Origin of the sequence: Nonomuraea sp. B12E4 (genome assembly GCF_039871825.1) — a bacterium.
In the GTDB taxonomy this organism is placed as follows: Bacteria; Actinomycetota; Actinomycetes; order Streptosporangiales; family Streptosporangiaceae; genus Nonomuraea.
This window is the reverse complement of the sequence record NZ_JBDPME010000001.1, coordinates 50745-69977: the sequence shown is the minus strand read 5'-3', so window position 1 is coordinate 69977 and position 19233 is coordinate 50745. Positions and strand designations below refer to the sequence as shown.

Here is a 19233-nt window from a genome sequence, read left to right as displayed (position 1 = left end):
TCCCTCTACGGCCGGGCGCCGGAGAAGTAGGATCTACCATGGCCGTGCCCGAGGTCCTCGATCGCATCCCCCTGCTGTCCGGTGTGCCGCGTTCCGTGGAGGAGCTGCCCGGCGGGCTGACCAACCACAACTACAAGGTCACGATCCCGGCCGGCGAATACGTCGTACGCGTGTGGGCCAGCGACGGCGCGCTGCTGGCGATCGACAGGGACGCCGAGCACGCCAACTCGATCGCGGCGGCGCGGGCCGGGGTGGGCGCGCCGGTGCACGCGTACCTGCCCGAGCTCGGAGTGCTGGTGGTGGGGTTCCTGCCGGGGCGGACGTTCACGGAGGCCGATCTGCGGGATCCGGCGAACCTGCCGCGGGTGGCGGAGGCGTGCCGGCGGCTGCACGCGGGGCCGCGGTTCGTCCGGGATTTCGACATGTTCGAGGTGCAGCGGGGGTATTTGGCGATCGTCCGGGAGCGGGGGTTCCGGCTTCCTGCGAAATATCTCGACTTCATGCCAACCGTCGCGAGAATCCGGAAAAGTCTGGAAAAAAGGGATGTTGGGACCGTTCCGTGTAACAACGACCTTTTGCCGGGGAACATCCTCGACGACGGCGGGCGCCTGCGGCTGATCGACTACGAGTACTCCGGGAACAACGACGCCTGCTTCGAGCTCGGCAACGTCTGGAGCGAGTCCAGCCTGCCACAGGGGCACCTGGAGGAGCTGGTCACCGCCTACTACGGCCGCCGCCTGCGCCACAAGATCGCCCGGGCCCGCCTGCTCGGCCTCATGTCCAAGTACGGCTGGACGCTCTGGGCCTCCATCCAGGACGGCGCGAACGAGAGCATCGACTTCGACTTCTGGTCGTGGGGAATGGAGAAGTACGAGCGGGCGGTGGCGGAATTCACCGGATCTGGTCTGGAACGTCTCATGGACGAGGCCGCGCGGGCAGACTAGGGACGTGATCGCCGCACTCACCGGGCTGGGCCTGTCCACCGCCGCCGGTTTGAACGCCTACATCCCGCTGCTGGTCGTGGGGGTGCTGGCCAACTTCACCGACACCGTACGGCTGCCCGACGGTTACTCATGGCTGTCCAACTGGGGCGTGCTCGCGGTCCTCGCGGTCCTGCTGCTCGCCGAGACGGTCGTGGACAAGGTGCCCGCCCTGGACAGCATCAACGACACCATCCAGACCGTCGTGCGCCCGGCCTCCGGCGGCGTCGTCTTCTCGGCCACGAGCGCCGCCGCCGAGCTGGACAACTCCACGTGGATGTCGGAGCACCCGTGGGCCGGGTGGGCGCTGGGCATCGTGCTGGCGCTGGCCGTACACGTGGTCAAGGCGGTGGCCCGGCCGGTGATCAACGCGGGGACGGCGGGGGTGGGGGCGCCCGTGGTGAGCACGGTGGAGGACGCTGGCTCGCTGGGCATGAGTCTGCTCGCGGTGCTCGCGCCGGCGCTGGTGATCGTCGCGCTGCTGGTGCTCGTCCTGCTGGCGTGGTGGCTGATCAGGAAGGTCCTCCGCTTCCGCGCCCGCCGGCGAGCGGCCAGAGGCCACACCCTTGGCTGATCCGAAAGCCCCGCCGCCCGCCGTCACTCACAGCGCGGCCAGCCAACCTCGTACCAGGTGTACGAACTCTGCCGGGCGCTCCTCGTGCAGCCGGTGGCCGGAGCCCTCCCAGCACACGACCTTGGACGCGCGGTCCTTGAGCAGCCCCGCCTCCCAGCCCGCCCGCCCGGAGTCGGACCAGATGGACAGCACCGGGCACCGCCGGCGGGCCAGGTAGTCGTCCGAGGCCGGGCGTACCCCGATGGCGCCGGGGGCGGTGAACATGGCCTCGAACGCCTCGGCGAGCACGTGCGGCGGCATGCCGTACAGGCGGCGTTTGTGCCAGCGCCTGATGACGGCGGGGGTGGCGGCGTTCGTGCACCACTCGTCGATCGACTCGGCGACGGCGTGGGCGTGCGCGCCGCGCAGGCCGGCGATCATCTCGGGGAAGCGCCGGGCGATCCGGTCCGTCATGCCGTAGCCGGGATCGACGGTGACCAGCGCGCGCACCCGCTCCGGGTGCTCCACGGCGAGGAAGGACACCACCTGGGCCCCCATCGAGTGCCCGACGGCGATCACCGGCGGGAGGCCGAGGCCGCCGATGAGGTGGTGCAGGTCCTCGGCCATCATGCGCGGCGTGTTGCCCGTCTCGGGGACCGACGAGTAGCCGTGGCCGCGCAGGTCGGGGGCGATCACGCGGTGCCCGGCGGCAAGCGCGTCGATGTGCCACGACCACTGGTGCGAGTCGGTGCCCCAGCCGTGCACGAGCAGCAGCGGCGGCCCGCCGGGATCGCCGTCGTCGGTGTAGAAGAGCCTGACGTCTCCGGCGACCTCCGCGTACGGCACCTATCGCTCCCTCCGGCGAACGGCCACGCGGACCGGCCCGCCACACCCTTTCCGCCCCGCTCGAACCACGCCCATGTGCACTGAAGCACAGCCCGCGACCTCGATCAAGTGCTTGCTTGGCTACGCGCGCCAAGACGGCTCCGGGCGACTATCCTCAAGGCATCAACCCCCAACAGGAGGTGTCGAAAATCGGCGAGTTCCTGATCATCGTGCTGGTGGTCCTCGCGTTCCTCCTGCTGCTGGGTGGGGTGGGCATCTGGCTGCTCGTCAAACTGGGCAAGAAGGCGGCGGTCAAGGCCAGGCAGGCCACGGTCCGGCTCAGCACCCACGTCAACGCGATGGGCACGGGCGACGCCGCCGAGGTCGAGCGCCTCCGGCTCGACTTGCGCCGCGAGGTGACGCTCACCCGCCAGGCCATCGAGCACGCCCAGCGCCAGGGCTGGGGCCTCGGCGACCTGCCCCGCCTCATGGCGGACCTGTCGGCGCAGGCCGACGTGCACGACGGGCAACTCGGGATGTACGCCCAGCAGCGCCGCATGTCCTCCTTCGCCGACCATGCCACGCTCGACCGGCTCCGGCAGCACCAGGCCAAGCTGACGGCGATGTGCGCCCGCATCCGCGCCGACCTCATGAGCGACCAGGTCCAGCACACGGCGACGGGCATCGACGACCTCAACGCCCGCACGGACCTGGAGATCGAGGCTCGCCGGCACGCCCCCGACCCGCTGGACCAGATCGACGAGCTCTACCGCCGCACGATGGAGGAACGCAAAGACCTCCCTTGATGATTACCGAACGTGGCAGAATGAATCCGCCGCGTGAGATCGCTGAGGAGGCAGATTGATGACTATGGCCCTTCCTGAGTGGTTCTATCCCGGCCCTCCAGGCGGCTGGACCGCCGACATGCTCGATCACCTTCCCCCTGACGCGCCCCGGCACGTCGAACTGATCGATGGGTCGCTCATCATGATGTCCCCGCAGACCGCCTTTCACATGTACGCCACTCGACTGTTCGAGAACCGGCTCAGCCCTCCTGAAAACCTGGCGGTCGTTCGGGAGATGACGGTGACCCTGGGCTTGCGTCAGCGGCCCGAGCCAGACATCCTCTTGGTCAGCAAGTCAGCGATCACTGATGAAACCACCTCCTTCAAACCGGAAGATGTCCATCTGGTCGTCGAAGTGGTGTCCGCCGAATCAATGGAGAGAGACCGGACCACCAAACCGATCAAATACTCAAACGCGGGCATCAAGCACTTCTGGCGAGTGGAGAGAGAGGATGGCTTGCCCGTGGTCTATACCTTCGAGCTCGAGCCTGCGGTCAAGGCCTACGTCCCAACCGGCATCCATCGCAAGCGCCTGCGGACCACCATCGGATTCGAGGTGGATATCGACCTCCACCTGGAGTGGCCGCCCAGTTAGGTGACGCCCCACTCCCGGTAGATCGCCTCCGCCAACTCGGCTTCGGTGGCACCCCTGTTGGCCAGGGCCTTGGTGGCCTGGGCCTGGGCGTTCGTGGGGAGGCGGCCCTCCAGGAGGACGGGCAGGGACAGCCGCCGCAACAGCACCTCGGCGTCCGAGATCCCGTACGGCCTGCGTGTCACGGCCACGTTGACCCGCAGCGCGTGCTCGTTCCCCGGCGGAACGGCTGGGCGGTCCACCTCAATGGCCGCGTAGCGAAAACCGTTCGCCTTGTTGCAGGTGGCGCATGAGGCGGGCCCCCTGCTCAACCGATCGCCACATTCAGCACAGGTCAGACGATCGTAGGCGGCATCGACCACGCGCCACGGGTGCCTGTCAGGCTCGTCCACGACCATCTCGGCAACGAGGCGCTCGTCGAGCGGCTCGGCCGTACCGAACTCGCGCTCCAGAAACGCACGCCACCCCTCCTCGACGATCTCATCCACCAGCCCCGCGCATCGAGGGCATCCGGGCGCTCCAGCCGGCTCCCAGTTGTCACAGTCGGGGCATCGTCGCATCCCCGCACCGTACCCGCCCGCCCAAACCCCCGCACCCCGATATCCCCCACCCAGCGAACCCCACCTCCCGCCATTACACCGCACCCCCGCTCCCACCCCACTCGCCGCAGCCCGCCATCCCACGGGCATCCACCCGCCCCATCGGCACTGCCGATCTCCCGCCCATCCCGCTGCACCGGCCACCACTCACGCTCAATCGCGTTGGCTCGCGTTGGCTCGCGTAAATCAGTTGCGGCTGTCTGGTCGGGCCCGGCATACTCCGGCGCTGGTTGATCTCTGCGGCGTGAAGGGAGGCTGAGACTGTGACGACGATTGTTCGCGTGCCGTTTTCCGCGTCCTCAGACCTTCCCACCGGGCCGCCGCCGACCTGATCGACGAATGCCGCGCCGGTGGGCCTCAATACCTGGAGCAATCCCACCGTGCCGAAGCACCCGCAACACCGCCGCCGTGGCAAGAACGCCCTCGACGCCGACGACATCGAATGGCTTGAAAGCACCCCGGAGACCGACGACGGCCCGCCCGAAGGCGACCGCTGGTCCACCTGGGACCAGAGCACTCCGACGGAGAAGGGCCCCAAACCGTACCCCGGCTGGCTGGTCACCGAGCTGGCCGCCGTCGACACCGAGCACGGCGTGCTCAAGACCGGCAAGGAAGCCGACGTCCACCTGATCTCCAGAGGCGTGCCCGGCACGGATCGCGTGTGCCTGCTGGCCGCCAAGCGTTACCGCTCCACCGACCACCGCATGTTCCACCGCGACTCCGGCTACCTGGAGGGCCGCAGAACCCGCGAAAGCCGGATGAACCGGGCCATGGCCAACCGCACCGCCTTCGGCCGGCAGGTGATCGCCGCCCAGTGGGCGGTGGCCGAGTTCGCGGCGTTGTGCCGGTTGTGGGAGCTCGGGGTTCCGGTGCCGTATCCGGTGCAGATCGTCGGAACGGAGATCCTTCAGGAGTTCATCGGTACGCCGGACGGGTACGCCGCTCCCCGGCTGGCCCAGGTGACCGAAGACCTGGACGATCTGTGGGAGCAACTGGTGTCGGCCATGGCCACGCTGGCCCGGGAGGGCCTGGCCCATGGGGACCTGTCCCCGTACAACCTGCTGGTCCACGACGGCAGGTTGGTGATCATCGATCTGCCGCAGATCGTGGACGTGATCGCCCATCCGGCGGGCCCGACGTTCCTCGACCGCGACGCCCGCAACGTCGCCACCTGGTTCGCCGCCAAGGGCGTCCTCGCCGCCGACCCGGACACACTGGCCGCCCAACTCCGCAAGGAGGCCGGCATTTCCCCGTGAACCACCGGTCGCGGGGGGACGGGAGCCCCTGGACAAGCGCAACCGCCGATGTGGCATGCCGACAGGCATGACCCATCTGAGCCGCGCGATCCCCGGAATGCCGCGTCGTCGCTTTCCCGAAAGACAACGCACCTCCTGAGAGAGCGCCTATCGAGAGAGAGCGCGTCTTCCGGGAGGCCGCGCGATCCACGTGGCTTGCGGGCGCCCGCGCCTTACGAGTGCCCGTGACCAGCGGGTGCCCGTGACCAGCAAGTGCCCACGGGCCGCGGGTGCCCACGGCCCGCGGGTGCCCGTGGCCTGCGGGTGCCCGTGGCCTGCGGGTGCCCGTGGCCTTACCTGCCATTTCAGGCATCAGCATGATCTTGGCGTGAGAAATGCGGTAGTCGTATACGAACCACGATCAGCTTGGAGGGTTGCGGAGCTATGCCGCATGACGGTTCGTACCTGTCTGAATTGACCCAGAATCTGGGAACGGAGGCCGCAGGGCTGGCCGAGGACGCGCTCGACCATGCGGTGTCGAGCGCGGAGGGCTCGGCCGAAGGGTTCTCGCCGTTCGCCATGGTTCTGCAGCAGGACGGGGCACGGGAGCTCACCCGTTTCATCGCCGCCCCCGACCTCACGATGGCGCGCTCCTCGGCGGCGGACACCAACCCGACCGCCGTATGCGTCACGCTGGCCTGGGACGGCTATCTGACGATCGACGACGAGCGGGCGGAGGCGGCGTTCGTCGAGGCGTACGAGCTGGGGAGGCCCGCCGGCGTGCTGATCGCCCAGCGGTACGAGCGGCAGGGCGACGCACTGACCCGAGTCGGCGCCCCGATCGTGTGTGCGGAACCGGAGCCGCTGGTGCCGCTGACTCTTGAGCTGGCGAGACGGCACACCAAGGAGTTCGGCGACGGCGGGCACCAGGCGTTGCGGGAGCTGGTGGAGCAGGCCGGCGGAGATGTGGACGCCTTCGACGTCCAGCCCATGACCTGCCAGCCGATCATGGATGCGGTGACGGACGAGCTCCGGTCGGACGATCTGGACGACGACGACCGCATCTACCTGCACTCCCTCTTGTCCGCCTACCTCGCCGAGGTCCTGATCCGGGCCAACGGCGGACACTGGGACGTCGCCTTCGAGAACGGCGGCATCAAGCACATGGTCGTCGTCGGCGACCGGCAGGTAGACCCGTTCAGCCTGGTCAACGAGGAGGCCAAGGAGGGCCGATCCGCGTCACAGATGCTCGACCGAGCACGCGAGACGGTCGGACTCTGATCAGCGGCCGCACCCTCCCCTGCTCGACCGAGCACGGGAGACGGTCGGACTCTGATCAGCGGCCGCACCCTCCTCCGTTCGACCGAGCACGGGTAACAGTCGCACTCCGATCAAGGGCCACGCCTTCCTCCGCTCGACCAGGTACGGGGAACGGTCGGACTCTGATCAGGGGCCGTGCCTTCCCCTGCTCGACCGAGCACGGGAAACGGTGGACTCCGATCAGAGGCCACGCCTTCCTCCGTTCGACCGGGCACGGGGAACGGTCGGACTCTGATCAGGGGCCGTGACTTCCTCAGCGGCCAGGACGTCGCGTCTGCGCGACCCGTCCCCGTGGCGCCCACCCCGCCGAACGGCGCCACGGCCTCGCCTCGATCGAGACGAGGCTGGTACCGGGCACCGCCCGCAGCGCCGCCTGGGCCGCCTGCCGCAACCCCCTCGTGCCGGCCCGCCCGGGGTCGCCGCGCCCTGGATCGGCCGTCGGGGTGACGGCTGACGGCCGGCTCGCGGTGGTGGACGGCGTGCTCCCGGCGACGAGCGGCCAATTCCCAAAGGTGAACGGCACATTACCTACTACGCACAGTCCGCTCCCGATGGTGAACGGTGTGTTCCCGACGGAGAACGGCGCATCACCCATTACGAACGGCCCGCCCCCGGCACTGAACGGCGTCCTCCCAGCAGCGGACGATCCACCCCCGAAAGCGGACGATCCACTCCAAACGGTGGACGATCCGCTCCCGGTGGTGGACAGCGGGCCCCCAGCGCCGACATGCTCCGACTGCGGCGCAACTGTGCCGCAGCCCGCGACGAACATCGCCGCACCAGCCACGGCACCGATGGCCTTCTTGTGCATGCCCTGCCGCTGCCCGCCGAGCGCCCAACCATTCGCGCAGGTCAGAGACCCTGCCCAACGCCCCGCCTTCGGCACGCCGCAGCGACCCGGGCGACGCACGCGACTGCTCACCTCACACGTGTCACGCAACCGGGGGGTCAGCGACAGCCACTCCGTGCCACGTAGGTCAGGCGGCCGGCACGACCGCCCACCCCGCGTCTGCCGCACCACTCAAGCAACCGGGCACAACCACCCACCCCACGACTACCGCACGCCTCAGGATGGTCTACTGGACGCCCGCCTCGCGCATGTCACGCAGCTCGCGCTTGAGCTCCTTGATCTCGTCGCGCAGTCGCGCAGCCACCTCGAACTGCAGGTCGGCCGCCGCCTGGTGCATCTGCTCCGTCAGCGAGTCGATCAACGACTCCATCTGTGCCCGGGGCATCTCGCCCGCGATGGCCTTGGCGTGCTGGCCCGCCGCCCGCCCGCCGAAGCCGGGCACCGGGGCCTTGCCACGCGACTGCTGGCGCCCGCCGCCGAGGAGGCGGTCGGTGTCGGCGTCCTCGCGCTGCAGGGAGTCGAGGATGTCCGCGATCCTCTTGCGCAGCGGCTGCGGGTCGATACCGTTGGCCTCGTTGTAGGCCATTTGCTTGGCCCGCCGCCGGTTGGTCTCGTCGATCGCCCGCTCCATGGACGGGGTGATCTTGTCGGCATACATGTGGACCTGGCCCGAGACGTTTCGGGCGGCGCGGCCGATGGTCTGGATCAGCGAGGTCTCCGAACGCAGGAAGCCCTCCTTGTCCGCGTCGAGAATGGACACCAGCGACACCTCGGGCAGGTCGAGGCCCTCCCGCAGCAGGTTGATGCCGACCAGCACGTCGAACTCGCCGGTCCGCAGCTCCCGCAGCAACTCGATGCGCCGCAGCGTGTCGACCTCGCTGTGCAGGTAGCGGACCCGGATGCCGAGCTCCAGGAGATAGTCGGTCAGGTCTTCGGACATCTTCTTGGTCAGCGTCGTCACCAGGACGCGCTCGTCCCGCTCGGCGCGCTCGCGGATCTCGTGGACCAGGTCGTCGATCTGCCCCTTGGTGGGCTTGACGACGATCTCCGGGTCGACCAGGCCGGTCGGGCGGATGACCTGCTCGACCACCTCGCCCTTGGCCCGCCCCAGCTCGTAGGGGCCCGGCGTGGCGGACAGGTAGACCGTCTGCCCGATGCGCTCCAGGAACTCCTCCCACTTCAGCGGCCGGTTGTCGAGCGCCGACGGCAGCCGGAACCCGTGCTCGACCAGCGTGCGCTTGCGGGAGGCGTCGCCTTCGTACATGGCGCCGATCTGCGGCACCGTCTGGTGGGACTCGTCCAGCACCAGCAGGAAGTCCTCGGGGAAGTAGTCCAGCAGCGTGTTGGGCGCGCTGCCGGCCTCGCGGCCGTCCAGGTGGCGCGAGTAGTTTTCGATGCCCGAGCAGGTGCCGATCTGCCGCATCATCTCGATGTCGTAGGTGGTCCGCATCCGCAGCCGCTGCGCCTCCAGCAGCTTGCCCTGCCGTTCCAGCTCCGACAGCCGCTCGGCCAGCTCCGCCTCGATGCCGGCCACGGCGGCGGCCATGCGCTGCTCGCCCGCGATGTAGTGGGAGGCCGGGAAGATGTAGAGCTCCTCGTCCTCGGTGATGACCTCGCCGGTCAGCGGGTGCATGGTCGAGAGCTTCTCGATCTCGTCACCGAACATCTCGATGCGCACGGCCAGCTCTTCGTATTTCGGGATGATCTCGATCGTGTCGCCGCGCACCCGGAACGTGCCCCGGGTGAAGGCCAGGTCGTTTCGCGTGTACTGCATGTCGACCAGGCGGCGCAGCAACTGGTCGCGGTCGACGTCCATGCCGACGCGGAGCCGGGCCATGCGGTCGACGTATTCCTGCGGGGTGCCCAGGCCGTAAATGCACGACACCGAGGCCACCACGATCGTGTCACGGCGGGTGAGCAGTGAGTTGGTGGCCGAGTGGCGCAGCCGCTCGACCTCGTCGTTGATCGAGGAGTCCTTCTCGATGTACGTGTCGCTCTGCGGGACGTATGCCTCAGGCTGGTAATAATCGTAATAAGAAACGAAATATTCGACAGCGTTGTTGGGCAGCATCTCCCGCAGTTCGTTGGCGAACTGGGCGGCCAGCGTCTTGTTGGGCTGCATGACCAGCGCGGGCCGCTGCAGCCGCTCGATCAGCCAGGCGATGGTGGCCGTCTTGCCGGTGCCGGTGGCGCCCAGCAGGACGTTGTCCTTCTCCCCGGCCTTGACGCGGCGCTCCAGCTCGGTGATGGCCGTCGGCTGGTCGCCCGACGGCGTCATCTCGGTGACGACCTCGAAGGGCGCCACCCTACGCTGCAAATCTGTGACCGGTCGCATGCTGCCCACTGTAGGCGGCCCCACCGACATAATCCGTCAGACGGTCCGTTCCCCGATCCGGGGGAAGGGGCTGGTCGAGAAGACGACCTCGACGGGAACCTCGAAATACTCGGCGATCCGCAGGGCGAGGTAAAGGCTCGGGCTGTACTCTCCGCGCTCCAGGTAGCCGACGGTCTGGTAGTGGACCCCCAGCCCGTCGGCCAGTTGCCTGCGGGTGACGTTCCGCTCTGCGCGCAGCAGGGCGATGCGGTTGTAGACGGTCTCGCTCATCACCACGTATCTTCTCAGCCGATCCGCTGCATCGCCCGATCCCGTCGCAGTCGCATGAGCGAGCCGGACTCCCGCCTGGCCATCCTGCGCAGGATCGGCGGCGCGAGCAGCAGGCTGGCCACGATCCACGCGCCGAGCACGAGCAGCATCTCCACCGGCCGCCAGAACCCGCCGATCTCCAGCGCGGCCGCGGAATCCGGCAGGAACGCCGAACGCATGCCCAGGCCCAGCGCGCCGCCGGACACCATGCTGAACCCGATCTCCTGCGCGTTGACCAGGCTGTGCCGGAGCTCGATCCAGCCGCGCGCCAGGCCGAGCTTCACCGCGTGCAGCGCGGAAATCGCCGGGCGTGCCCCGGTGCTCATCCCTCGTGCCTCCTCACGATCTCCATGTACGTGTCCTCGAGCGTGGCCCGGCGCACCTCCAGGTCGCCGATCTCCGCGCCGTACTGGCCGAACAGCTCCCGCACGAACGTGGTGGCGTCCTGTGTCGCGTGCACGAACTGCTCCCCGCCGCGGCTCCAGCGCACCTGGGCGTCGCGGGACACCTCGCGGGAGAGCCGGTCGGCGCTGCCGTCGGCGACGATCCTGCCGCCGGCCAGGATGAGGATCCGGTCGGCCAGCTTCTCCGCCTCGTCGAGGTCGTGCGTGGTGAGCATGATCGTGGTCTCGTCGAGGTCCGACAGGCGGTGCACCAGGTCGTGGAAGTCGCGCCAGGACTGCAGCACCACGCCCAGCCTGGCCCGCCAGCGCTCGTCGCCGCCGGCCGGGGTGACGCCCAGCACCTGTACGACCCCGGCGGAGGACATCCGGAAACCCTCCAGGATCTCGATCGTCGTCGTATTGCCGGCACCGTTCGGCCCGAGCAGGGCGATCACCTCGCCGGGGGCGACCGCGAAGTCGACGCCCTGGAGGACCTCCACGGACCCGTACGCCATCCGCAGCCCCCTGACCTCGATGGCGGCGGTCATATCCGCCGGCTCGACGTCGCCCACGAGTTCTCGTACCGTTCCCATCACCCTACAAGTAGCAGTCCTACTACATAAATAGCATGTCTACTACATAATGTAATAGACCTGTGATGCCGCTTGCAAGCGAAATGTAAGTCACACCCGATACGGTCTAAATCGCCTGTAGCGGAAAAGGAAGGTTCAATGTCACGACCCAGAGAGGCCCTGGTCCAGGCGGGCGCGGGCATAGCCCAAGCGGTGGCCAGAGGGGGTGACGTACGGCAGGCGGTCGGGCAAGCGGTGGGACAGGTCGCCGACCAGGCGGGGCGGCTGGCGGGCCAGGCTCCCGGCTTCGTGCTGAACCCGCACGACTTCGCCGCGGCCCGTGACGGCGGCGCGTCCGTCGGCACCCTCATCGAGGCCAGGTCGGCGTCGCTGAACGAGGCGGGCGAGATCGTCAGCCGCAGCTTCGCGGAAAACGGCATGCACGTCATCTCGCCCGTGGTGATCCCCAAGGGCGGCACCGCGAAGGTAGTGGTGCCGCTGGGCATCCTGGTGGTGCTCGGCCTCATCGGCGCGCTCGGCAACGTCATCCCGAACACGGATCTGATCTTCGGGCCGCACTACTGGATGGTGCTGGTCCTGGCCGCCGGGTTCCTGTGGTGGCGGCGCAGCGTGGTGATGGTGCCCGAGGGCTGCAAGGCGCTGATCACCCAGTTCGGCAAGCTGGTGCACATCGCGGATCCGGGCCGGGTGACGCTGTTCAACCCGTGGAAGCGGGTGAGCTACATCGTCAACACCACCCGCGAATACCCGTTCAACGCGCCCATCAGCGAAGCGCCGACGCAGCAGGGCGTCAAGGCGAGCGTGGACCTGTTCCTGCAGTTCAGGATCGAGAACCCGGCGGAGTTCATCTTCGTGCTCGGCTCGGTCAGCGGCTTCCAGTCCAAGCTCCAGAACGCCATCAGCGAGGTCACCCGGTCCCTCATCTACGCCCAGCGGGCCGAGGAGATCTACGACCTGGTGGGCGAGAGCACGCTCGGCATGCTGGAGAGCCTGAACCAGCAGTTCCTGCCCGCCGTCCGGCTCACCGACGTGAACATCACCCACGCCGAGCCGTCCAGCCAGGAATACCGCATGGACCTGGCCGCCCCCGAGATGGTCCGCGTCGCCAAGGAGGCCTACACCTACGAGTACGAGCTCCAGCTCCGCAAGGAGCAGAACGAGGGCGACCTGGTCAAGGAGCTGGCCGGGCTGCAGGAGACGCTGAGCGCCATCCAGGCGGAGATCGCCGGTTACCAGGCCCGGATGGACACCGCCCTCGAGCGCGCCAGCCACCAGGCCACGGCGCAGGCCAGGCAGCGCCTGGTCGAGGCCGAGTCCACGGCCAACGCCAACGCCGCGCTGCTGGAGGCGCAGGCGCTGGACATCAGGGCGCTGTCGGCCGCCGAGGCGCCCGAGATCCTCGACTACCGCTTCCAGCAGGATCTGCTCGCCAAGCTGGAGTCGGTCGCCACCAGGTTGCCACAGGTGGTGCAGGTGGGTGAGGAGACCGACATCGACTTCCTGGCCCTGGCCCAGCAGCTCGTGGGCGGGAAGGGCGCGGCACTGTTCTCCGCCGAGGACATGTCCGCCATCCGCGCCCGGCTGGACGAGATCGGCGCGCGGGTGGAGAGCCGTGCGGACGAGATCGCCGCCCTGCTCGCGAAGGCCGCCGCCGACGTGAGCGGCCCCCAGGAGCCGCCGAAGCCCGACGCGGATCTGGAACGCACGGTCGAACGGCTGCTCCCCGGCGGCAAGCACCCCTCGAGTGAGGTCTGATGAGCCGAGAGTTCTCGAAGATCAAGGAATCCGTCGCCTCCTGGGGCGACATCCGCCAGCTCCTGCGCGGCGGCGAGCAGGGCCAGCTCGTCCCGGTCGTCATCCCCAAGGACCGGCGCGGCTTCGCCTGGATGGCGCTGGTGTTCCTGGCGCTCTACTTCGCCGGCATGGCGGTGCTGACCGACCTCACCCTCATCGGCGCGCTGGGGGCGCTCGCCTCCCTCGTGGTGGCCCTGATCACCATGTGGCGCAAGGCCATCATCGAGATCGAGGAGGGCACCACCGGCGTGCGCAGCCGCTGGGGCGCCATCACCGGCACGCTCCCGCCGGGCCGCCACTACCTGTGGCTGCCGTGGGACCGGGTGGACGCGGTCGTGGACACCTCCACCGAGATCCCGTACTCGGCCCCCATCGTGGCCTGCCCCACGGCGGAGAACGTGCCGCTGAAGTCGATCGAGTTCTTCCTGAAGTTCCGCATCGTGGACCCGGTCGCGTTCGTCCGCACGATCGGCGCGGGCAACTTCGACCTGGTGCTCTCCAGCGCGGTCCAGGACGCGATCCGGCAGCGCAGCCGCCGGGTCAACACCGAACGCGCGTACGACCTGCGCGGCTCCGACGTCGGCGACATGCAGGACGCGCTCAACCGCCAGCTCGGCAGGTACGGCGTGCGCGTCACCGGCGCCAACATCCCCGACGTCCAGCTGCCCGACCAGTATCAGCAACACCTGGCCACCCGCGAGAAGGTGGCCAAGGAGCTGTCGGCATATGAGCGCGAGTGGGAGCTGACCCGCAAGCGCCGCATCGACACCCTCCTGATGGAGATCGAGCGCTCCAAGAAGACCCGTGACGCCCGCGTCGTCGAGGTCAAGGCCGCTCACAACAAGGCGCGCAAGGACGTGGCGCGCATGCTGGAGGAGCAGGAGACCGAGGCACAGCGGGTGACGTGGGAGATCGAGGCGCGCGGCCGGGCCGAGCTGACCGCCGCCGAGAACGAGGCCAAGGCGCTGCGCCGGCTGGCCGAGTCGTACCGGGACAACCGGGCCGTGCTGCAGTACGAGCTGGCCCGCAGGCGCCTCGACGTGGGCGCCAAGCTCGCGGAGAACGCGCCCCAGCCGCTGATCGTACGCACCCAGCAGGGGCAGTCGGACTCCTCGCTCTCCACCCTCATCCTGGCCCAGTTGCTCCCCCGCATCTCGGGCGCGGGGAACGGCCCTGTCATTGGCCACACCACACCTTCCGCATAGGAGAACCCCATGGTGTTCCGCAAGTTGATGGCCGCGTTCGGCGCGGGCGTCGAGGTAGACACGGTGCTGACCAGCACGGGCGTGCGGCCCGGCGAGGTCCTGCGCGGTGTCGTGCACTTCCGCGGCGGCAACTCCGACTACAAGGTCGAGGGCATCTACATCGACCTGACCGCGGTGGTCGAAGTCGAGTCGGGCGACAACGAGTACAAGACGGCCTACAGCTTCCTGCGCCAGCAGGTCGCGGGGACGTTCCAGCTCGGCTCGGGCGCGCAGCACCAGCAACCGTTCGAGATCGGGATCCCGTGGGAGACCCCGATCAGCGCCATCGCCGGACACCCGCTGCACGGGATGAAGCTCGGCGTGCAGACGGAGCTGGCGCTGGCGGGCGCGCTCGACAAGGGCGACCTGGACCCGCTGTTCGTCAGCCCGCTCCCGGCCCAGGACCATGTCATCGGCGCGCTGGACCGGCTGGGCTTCGGTTTCAAGAAGGCCGACCTGGAACGCGGCACGCTGTACGGCTCGACGATGCCGTTCTTCCAGGAGATCGAGTACTACGCGGGCGGCGACTGGCGGCGCTACTTCAACGAGCTGGAGCTGACCTTCATCGCCGGGCCGCGGCAGATGGACGTCATCCTGGAGGCCGACAAGCGGGGCGGCTTCCTGAGCTCCAGCCACGACGCCTACAACCGCTTCACCGTGCGCTACGACGACCCGCCCAACTCGGCGGACCAGGCCCTCCAGCGCGGTCTGGAGCAGATGGCCCGCCACCGCGGTTGGTTCTGAGCCCGCGTCGGGGTGAGCCCGGTCGGCGGGCGGCGCGAGGCGCTGCCCGCCTGCTCACGCGGCTGATCCTGACAGGAGGCAATATTTGCCGTCACGTTCCGCCACGTGATCGCTCCCTGGCAGTCGTCTGGCCCGGTCGTTACCATGACCTCGGGAACTGACTGATCGTTCGACGACGGGCGGGCAATGGCACGGTTCATGGCGGCGGTGAAGCGGGTCACGCCATGGGCGGCGCAGAACGCCGACGGCGCCATCGCCCTGGGGCTCGCCATCGTGGTGGGCGTGCTCGGCATCATGCCCGACGACATCTTCGGCGCCAAGGGCGACGAGATCCAGAACCAGCTCGTCAGCGCCGCGACCCTGGTCATCCTGGCGCTGGTCGCCACCGCGCTGCTGCGCGACCGGGCCCGCCAGGCCCCCGTCGAGGAGACGATCACCTCCGGGGCCCTCGCCGAGCTGCCCGTGCGCCTGACGCGCCTGGAGGAGATCGAGACGCTGGTCACCGGCACCCGCAAGGCCCTCGACTCGCTCCAGCTCGTCCGGGTGCTCGGCAGCAAGCAGGAGATCGCCCAGTCCCACGCCGAGGCCCGCAGGGACACCACCAGGTGGAGCTTCAAGGGCGGCACCGGCACCTACCTGCGCGCGGTCACCCTGCCCGAGTGCGTGGCCGCCGCCCGCCGGGACAAACGCCACCTCACGGTCCGGATCGAGATCATCGACCCGTCCAACCTGGAGGTCTGCGAGACCTACGCCCACTACCGGCGCTCGCTGGCCGACTCCCCCGACGCCACCGGGGAGACGTGGACGACCGACCGGGTCAGGAAGGAGTCGTACGCGACGATCCTGACCGCCTTCTGGCACCGCCAGCGCTACGGCCTGCTCGACATCGGGGTGGGCCTGTCGTCGACGATGACCACGTTCCGCTGGGACCTGTCGTCCTCCCGGCTGATCATGACGGTGGAGGACCCGAACATGGCGATGACCGCCCTGGCCGACACCTTCTACTACGAAAACTGCGACACCGAGCTGCGGCTCAGCTTCGAGCAGGCGCGGGGGGTTCCGCTGGAGATGTACAAGAGGGTGCCGCTCGGCGACGAGCCCACCATCGAAGAGGTGCAGGACCTGTTCGAGCGCATCGGGGTGCCCCTGCCCAAGTCCTACAACGGCCGCGACGTCGTCGACGTCGCCCGCAAGGCGCTGCGCGCCGTCGACCCGTACGGTGAGCCGCTCCCGGCCGTGCAGCCACGAGACGGAACGTAAAGCGCGGGGCCATGAGCTACCAGGGTGTACGCGACGTCCTGCGCGGAGGCGCGGCCCGCTCGTGGGCCCGCGAGGCGCTGTCCCGAGACGGCCTGACCGCGGTGCGGCACCCGCTCGGATTCGTCTGCCTGCCGCTGGAGCGCGAGGGCGGCGACGGGGTATGCGTCCATCTGTGGTCCGACTCGCTCGCGCACGCCGAGAGCACCACCTCACAGATCCACTGCCATAGCTGGGACCTGGTGAGTCACGTGCTCTACGGCCAGATGCGCAACGTGCACGCGGTGGTCACCGACGCCGGCGCGGACGCCACGCACCGGGTGTTCGAGGTGGTCAGCGGGGCCGACGGCGACCACATCTCCCCCACCCGCCGCACCGTGCGGCACGCCACCGGGCTGGTGGAGCTGTTCGGCCCCGGTGACACCTACACGCTGGCCGCCGACCGCTTCCACAGCAGCGTCGTCCCCGAGGGCGGCGAGGCGGCCACGATCGCGCTCGGCCGCGGCCGGCGCGGCAGCCATGACCTGTCCCTCGGCCCGCTCGGCGCGGGCCCGCACCACGTGTCCAGGCAGCCGCTGGACGCCCGCGAGACCGAGCTGGCCGTCCGCATGATCGTCGCGCACCTGACCTGAGGGAGACCCGATGGACCTGGACCACGCCCGCACGGTCGCCGTCGAAGCCGCCGAGGCCGCCGGAGAGCTGCTCCTTTCGGGCACGCGGGGCGCACTGGACGTCCGGGCCAAGGGCAACGCGGGTGACGTGGTGACCGATCTCGACCTGGCCTCGGAGAAGCTGCTGCTGGAGCGCATCCTGACGGCCTACCCGTCGCATTCGGTGATCGCGGAGGAGTCGGGGCTGGTCGGGAGCGCGGGCGGCGAGTGGACGTGGCTGGTCGACCCGCTCGACGGCACCAACAACGTGGCGATCGGCCTGCCCGCCTACGTGGTGGGCGTGGCGCTGTGCCGGGACGGCCGCCCGGTGCTGGGCGTGGTGCACGACCCGGTCTCGGCCCGGACGTGGTCGGCGATCCGCGGCCGGGGCGCCCTCTCCTGCCCGGCGGGCGGCTCCTCGGGAGTGCGCCTGGCCCCCTCGTACGCGCCCAGACCGCACGGGCCGCTGCTGGCCTGGACCCAGGGCTACGCCGTGGCCAGGGACGACGCGACCGGGCGGGCGCTGAGGTCGGCGCTGGAGCTGGGTGCCCGGCGGGTGCTGCAGCTGTGGGCGCCGCTGCTGTCGTGGGCGATGCTGGCGCGCGGCGCCATCGACGGCATCGTGGGCTACCGGGCCGAGACGGTGGACCTGCCGGCGGGCGCGCTGCTCGCCCTGGAGGCCGGGATCGAGATCCGGGCGCTGGACGGGGGGCCGTTCGAGGTGGGCATCGACGGCTCGGCGGAGGACCGCAGCTTCGTCGCCGCCCACCCGCACGCCCTGCCCGGGCTGCTCACCCTGCTGCACTGAGGAAAAGCGCACAGAATTCGTGTGCCTCGACGCGGTCGCCGGCGCCTACGCGCTGGCCACCGCCGCCTGACCCTAGCCGAACGCGCCGAGCGCCCAGACCGTCGCCACCAGCCCCACGACGGCCAGGCCCGTGCCGGTGAGCAGGAAGCGGCACATCGGCACCCGTACCTCGTGGCGGCGGCACGACTCGAACCACAGCAGGGTGGCCAGCGACGCCCACGGGGTGATGACCGGGCCCACATTGGTGCCGACCAGCAGGGCCAGCAGGCGGTCCTGGTCGGCGGCCGGGATGACGGTCTCGACGGCCTCGTAGGCGGGCAGGTTGTTGATCACGTTGGACAGCCCGGCCCCGACGGCCGCCGTGCGGTAGGGGTCGCCCTCGGTGCCGATCATCCAGGTCATCAGGTCGGACAGGCCGTGCCTGCTGAGCGTGGGCACCACCAGGAACAGGCCGGTCACGAAGATCACGAGCTGCCACGGGACCAGGCTCCACGTCAGGCGCTCGCGGGCGCGCAGCAGGAAGGCGACCACGACGATGGCGGCCGCCGCCGTGGCGGCGACGGCGACGTGCGCCTCCAGCAGCAGCAGGACGATGAACAGCAGGCATCCGGCCGCGGCGGCGCCGAACAGCACCCGGTCGGCGACCGGCTCCAGCACCGGCGGTGTGTAGCGCAGGTCACGCCGCTCGCCGCGGCGCCAGAAGAACACCCACAGGAACGCCATCGTGACCGCGATGGAGGCGATCTGCGGCGCCCACATGCGGGCGGCGAACTCCTGGGCGTCAAGGTTGATCTTCTGCATGCCCAGGAGGTTGGTCAGGTTGGAGACGGGCAGCAGCAGGCTCGCCGTGTTGGCCAGCCAGATCGTGGTCATGGCCAGGGGCAGGGCGGCGATGCGGGCCCGGGGGGCCAGGGCGAGCATGACCGGGGTGAGGAGCACCGCGGTGGTGTCCAGGTTAAGAAATATCGTGACAAGTGAGGCGAAAGCCGCACAAAGGAAGAAAAGGGCGGCATAGTTGCCGCGGCCGAACACCGCCATCCGCGCCGCGATGGCGTCGAAGACCTGGGCCTCCTTGGTCAGCTCCGCCAGCACGATGATCGCGACCAGGAAGATCAGCAGCGGGCCGATGTCGTCGAGGCTCACGAGGGCGGCGTCCCAGGGCAGCGCCCCGGTCGCCACGAAGATCACCCCGAGCACCAGCAACCCGATCCTGATCAGGTCGAGCACGCCAAGACGCCGCCACACCCGACGATGATCGCACAGCATTTCCCCCGCCTCCACTCCGCACCGGCGCCTCGGCCGCTCCAAGGTCGTGTT

General features: G+C 69.4%; 19 protein-coding genes. 12 read left to right on the top strand and 7 right to left on the bottom strand.

Features of this window, described 5'->3' with window-relative positions; translation table 11 throughout:
- Positions 1 to 38 precede the first annotated feature (38 nt).
- Positions 39 to 944 (top strand): phosphotransferase, encoded by a 906-nt coding sequence (locus ABGB18_RS00305; RefSeq protein WP_347693203.1) that lies wholly within the window; start codon positions 39 to 41, stop codon positions 942 to 944.
- Positions 945 to 948: 4 nt separating this feature from the next.
- Entirely contained in the window at positions 949 to 1554 is a 606-nt protein-coding gene (locus ABGB18_RS00300) for a DUF4126 domain-containing protein (protein ID WP_347693202.1), read from the top strand.
- 27 nt (positions 1555 to 1581) lie between these two features.
- Here the strand turns inward: ABGB18_RS00300 and ABGB18_RS00295 are convergent, their stop codons facing one another.
- Entirely contained in the window at positions 1582 to 2379 is a 798-nt protein-coding gene (locus ABGB18_RS00295) for an alpha/beta hydrolase (protein ID WP_347693201.1), read from the bottom strand.
- A gap of 179 nt (positions 2380 to 2558) precedes the next feature.
- Between ABGB18_RS00295 and ABGB18_RS00290 the strand changes: the two genes are divergently transcribed.
- Together ABGB18_RS00290 and ABGB18_RS00285 are read left to right on the top strand one after the other, a co-directional pair.
- On the top strand, positions 2559 to 3164 hold the full coding sequence (locus tag ABGB18_RS00290) for a hypothetical protein (RefSeq protein WP_347693200.1): 606 nt from the start codon (positions 2559 to 2561) through the stop codon (positions 3162 to 3164).
- A gap of 58 nt (positions 3165 to 3222) precedes the next feature.
- Entirely contained in the window at positions 3223 to 3798 is a 576-nt protein-coding gene (locus tag ABGB18_RS00285) for a Uma2 family endonuclease (protein WP_347693199.1), read from the top strand.
- Here ABGB18_RS00285 and ABGB18_RS00280 read toward each other — a convergent pair.
- Complete coding sequence (locus ABGB18_RS00280) at positions 3795 to 4283, bottom strand: hypothetical protein (protein ID WP_347693198.1); 489 nt, start codon at positions 4281 to 4283, stop codon at positions 3795 to 3797. The two genes, ABGB18_RS00285 and ABGB18_RS00280, sit on opposite strands and share 4 nt — an antisense overlap.
- Positions 4284 to 4774: 491 nt before the next feature.
- On the opposite strand from ABGB18_RS00280, the gene ABGB18_RS00275 reads away from it, so the two are divergent.
- Both ABGB18_RS00275 and ABGB18_RS00270 read left to right on the top strand, forming a co-directional pair.
- A complete protein-coding gene (locus ABGB18_RS00275) occupies positions 4775 to 5650 on the top strand; it encodes an RIO1 family regulatory kinase/ATPase (protein ID WP_347693196.1) in 876 nt (291 codons plus the stop codon).
- Positions 5651 to 6103: 453 nt separating this feature from the next.
- Positions 6104 to 6910 (top strand): hypothetical protein, encoded by an 807-nt coding sequence (locus ABGB18_RS00270; RefSeq protein ID WP_347693195.1) that lies wholly within the window; start codon positions 6104 to 6106, stop codon positions 6908 to 6910.
- Positions 6911 to 8025: 1115 nt separating this feature from the next.
- Here the strand turns inward: ABGB18_RS00270 and uvrB are convergent.
- Genes uvrB through ABGB18_RS00250 form a run of 4 tightly spaced genes read right to left on the bottom strand, consistent with a single transcriptional unit; the run spans position 8026 to position 11419 of the window.
- Positions 8026 to 10134, bottom strand: coding sequence for an excinuclease ABC subunit UvrB (gene uvrB, locus ABGB18_RS00265; protein ID WP_347693194.1), 2109 nt, complete (start codon positions 10132 to 10134; stop codon positions 8026 to 8028).
- Positions 10135 to 10170: 36 nt separating this feature from the next.
- The gene (locus tag ABGB18_RS00260; RefSeq protein ID WP_347693193.1) at positions 10171 to 10404 is read right to left on the bottom strand and encodes a helix-turn-helix transcriptional regulator; all 234 of its coding nucleotides are present in this window, start codon (positions 10402 to 10404) and stop codon (positions 10171 to 10173) included.
- A 14-nt stretch (positions 10405 to 10418) separates the two neighbouring features.
- A complete protein-coding gene (locus ABGB18_RS00255; protein WP_347693192.1) occupies positions 10419 to 10769 on the bottom strand; it encodes a hypothetical protein in 351 nt (116 codons plus the stop codon).
- Positions 10766 to 11419: an ATP-binding cassette domain-containing protein gene (locus ABGB18_RS00250; protein ID WP_347693191.1), complete on the bottom strand. Its 654-nt coding sequence runs from the start codon at positions 11417 to 11419 to the stop codon at positions 10766 to 10768. Before ABGB18_RS00250 ends, ABGB18_RS00255 begins: the two co-directional genes overlap by 4 nt.
- 138 nt (positions 11420 to 11557) lie before the next feature.
- Here ABGB18_RS00250 and ABGB18_RS00245 point away from each other — a divergent pair, with 138 nt between their 5' ends.
- From ABGB18_RS00245 to ABGB18_RS00220, 6 genes are all read left to right on the top strand, one after another.
- Entirely contained in the window at positions 11558 to 13174 is a 1617-nt protein-coding gene (locus ABGB18_RS00245; protein WP_347693190.1) for an SPFH domain-containing protein, read from the top strand.
- Entirely contained in the window at positions 13174 to 14418 is a 1245-nt protein-coding gene (locus tag ABGB18_RS00240) for an SPFH domain-containing protein (RefSeq protein WP_347693189.1), read from the top strand. The genes ABGB18_RS00245 and ABGB18_RS00240 overlap by 1 nt, the downstream gene beginning before the upstream one ends.
- Before the next feature lie 9 nt (positions 14419 to 14427).
- Entirely contained in the window at positions 14428 to 15201 is a 774-nt protein-coding gene (locus ABGB18_RS00235; RefSeq protein ID WP_347693188.1) for a sporulation protein, read from the top strand.
- A gap of 198 nt (positions 15202 to 15399) precedes the next feature.
- A complete protein-coding gene (locus tag ABGB18_RS00230; protein ID WP_347693187.1) occupies positions 15400 to 16461 on the top strand; it encodes a hypothetical protein in 1062 nt (353 codons plus the stop codon).
- Between the two features lie 11 nt (positions 16462 to 16472).
- The gene (locus tag ABGB18_RS00225; protein ID WP_347693186.1) at positions 16473 to 17090 is read left to right on the top strand and encodes a hypothetical protein; all 618 of its coding nucleotides are present in this window, start codon (positions 16473 to 16475) and stop codon (positions 17088 to 17090) included.
- 10 nt (positions 17091 to 17100) lie between these two features.
- A complete protein-coding gene (locus ABGB18_RS00220) occupies positions 17101 to 17916 on the top strand; it encodes an inositol monophosphatase family protein (RefSeq protein WP_347693185.1) in 816 nt (271 codons plus the stop codon).
- 72 nt (positions 17917 to 17988) lie between these two features.
- Here ABGB18_RS00220 and ABGB18_RS00215 read toward each other — a convergent pair whose 3' ends face one another.
- Positions 17989 to 19161, bottom strand: a complete 1173-nt coding sequence (locus ABGB18_RS00215; protein ID WP_347693184.1) for an SLC13 family permease — start codon at positions 19159 to 19161, stop codon at positions 17989 to 17991.
- Between the last annotated feature and the right edge of the window lie 72 nt (positions 19162 to 19233).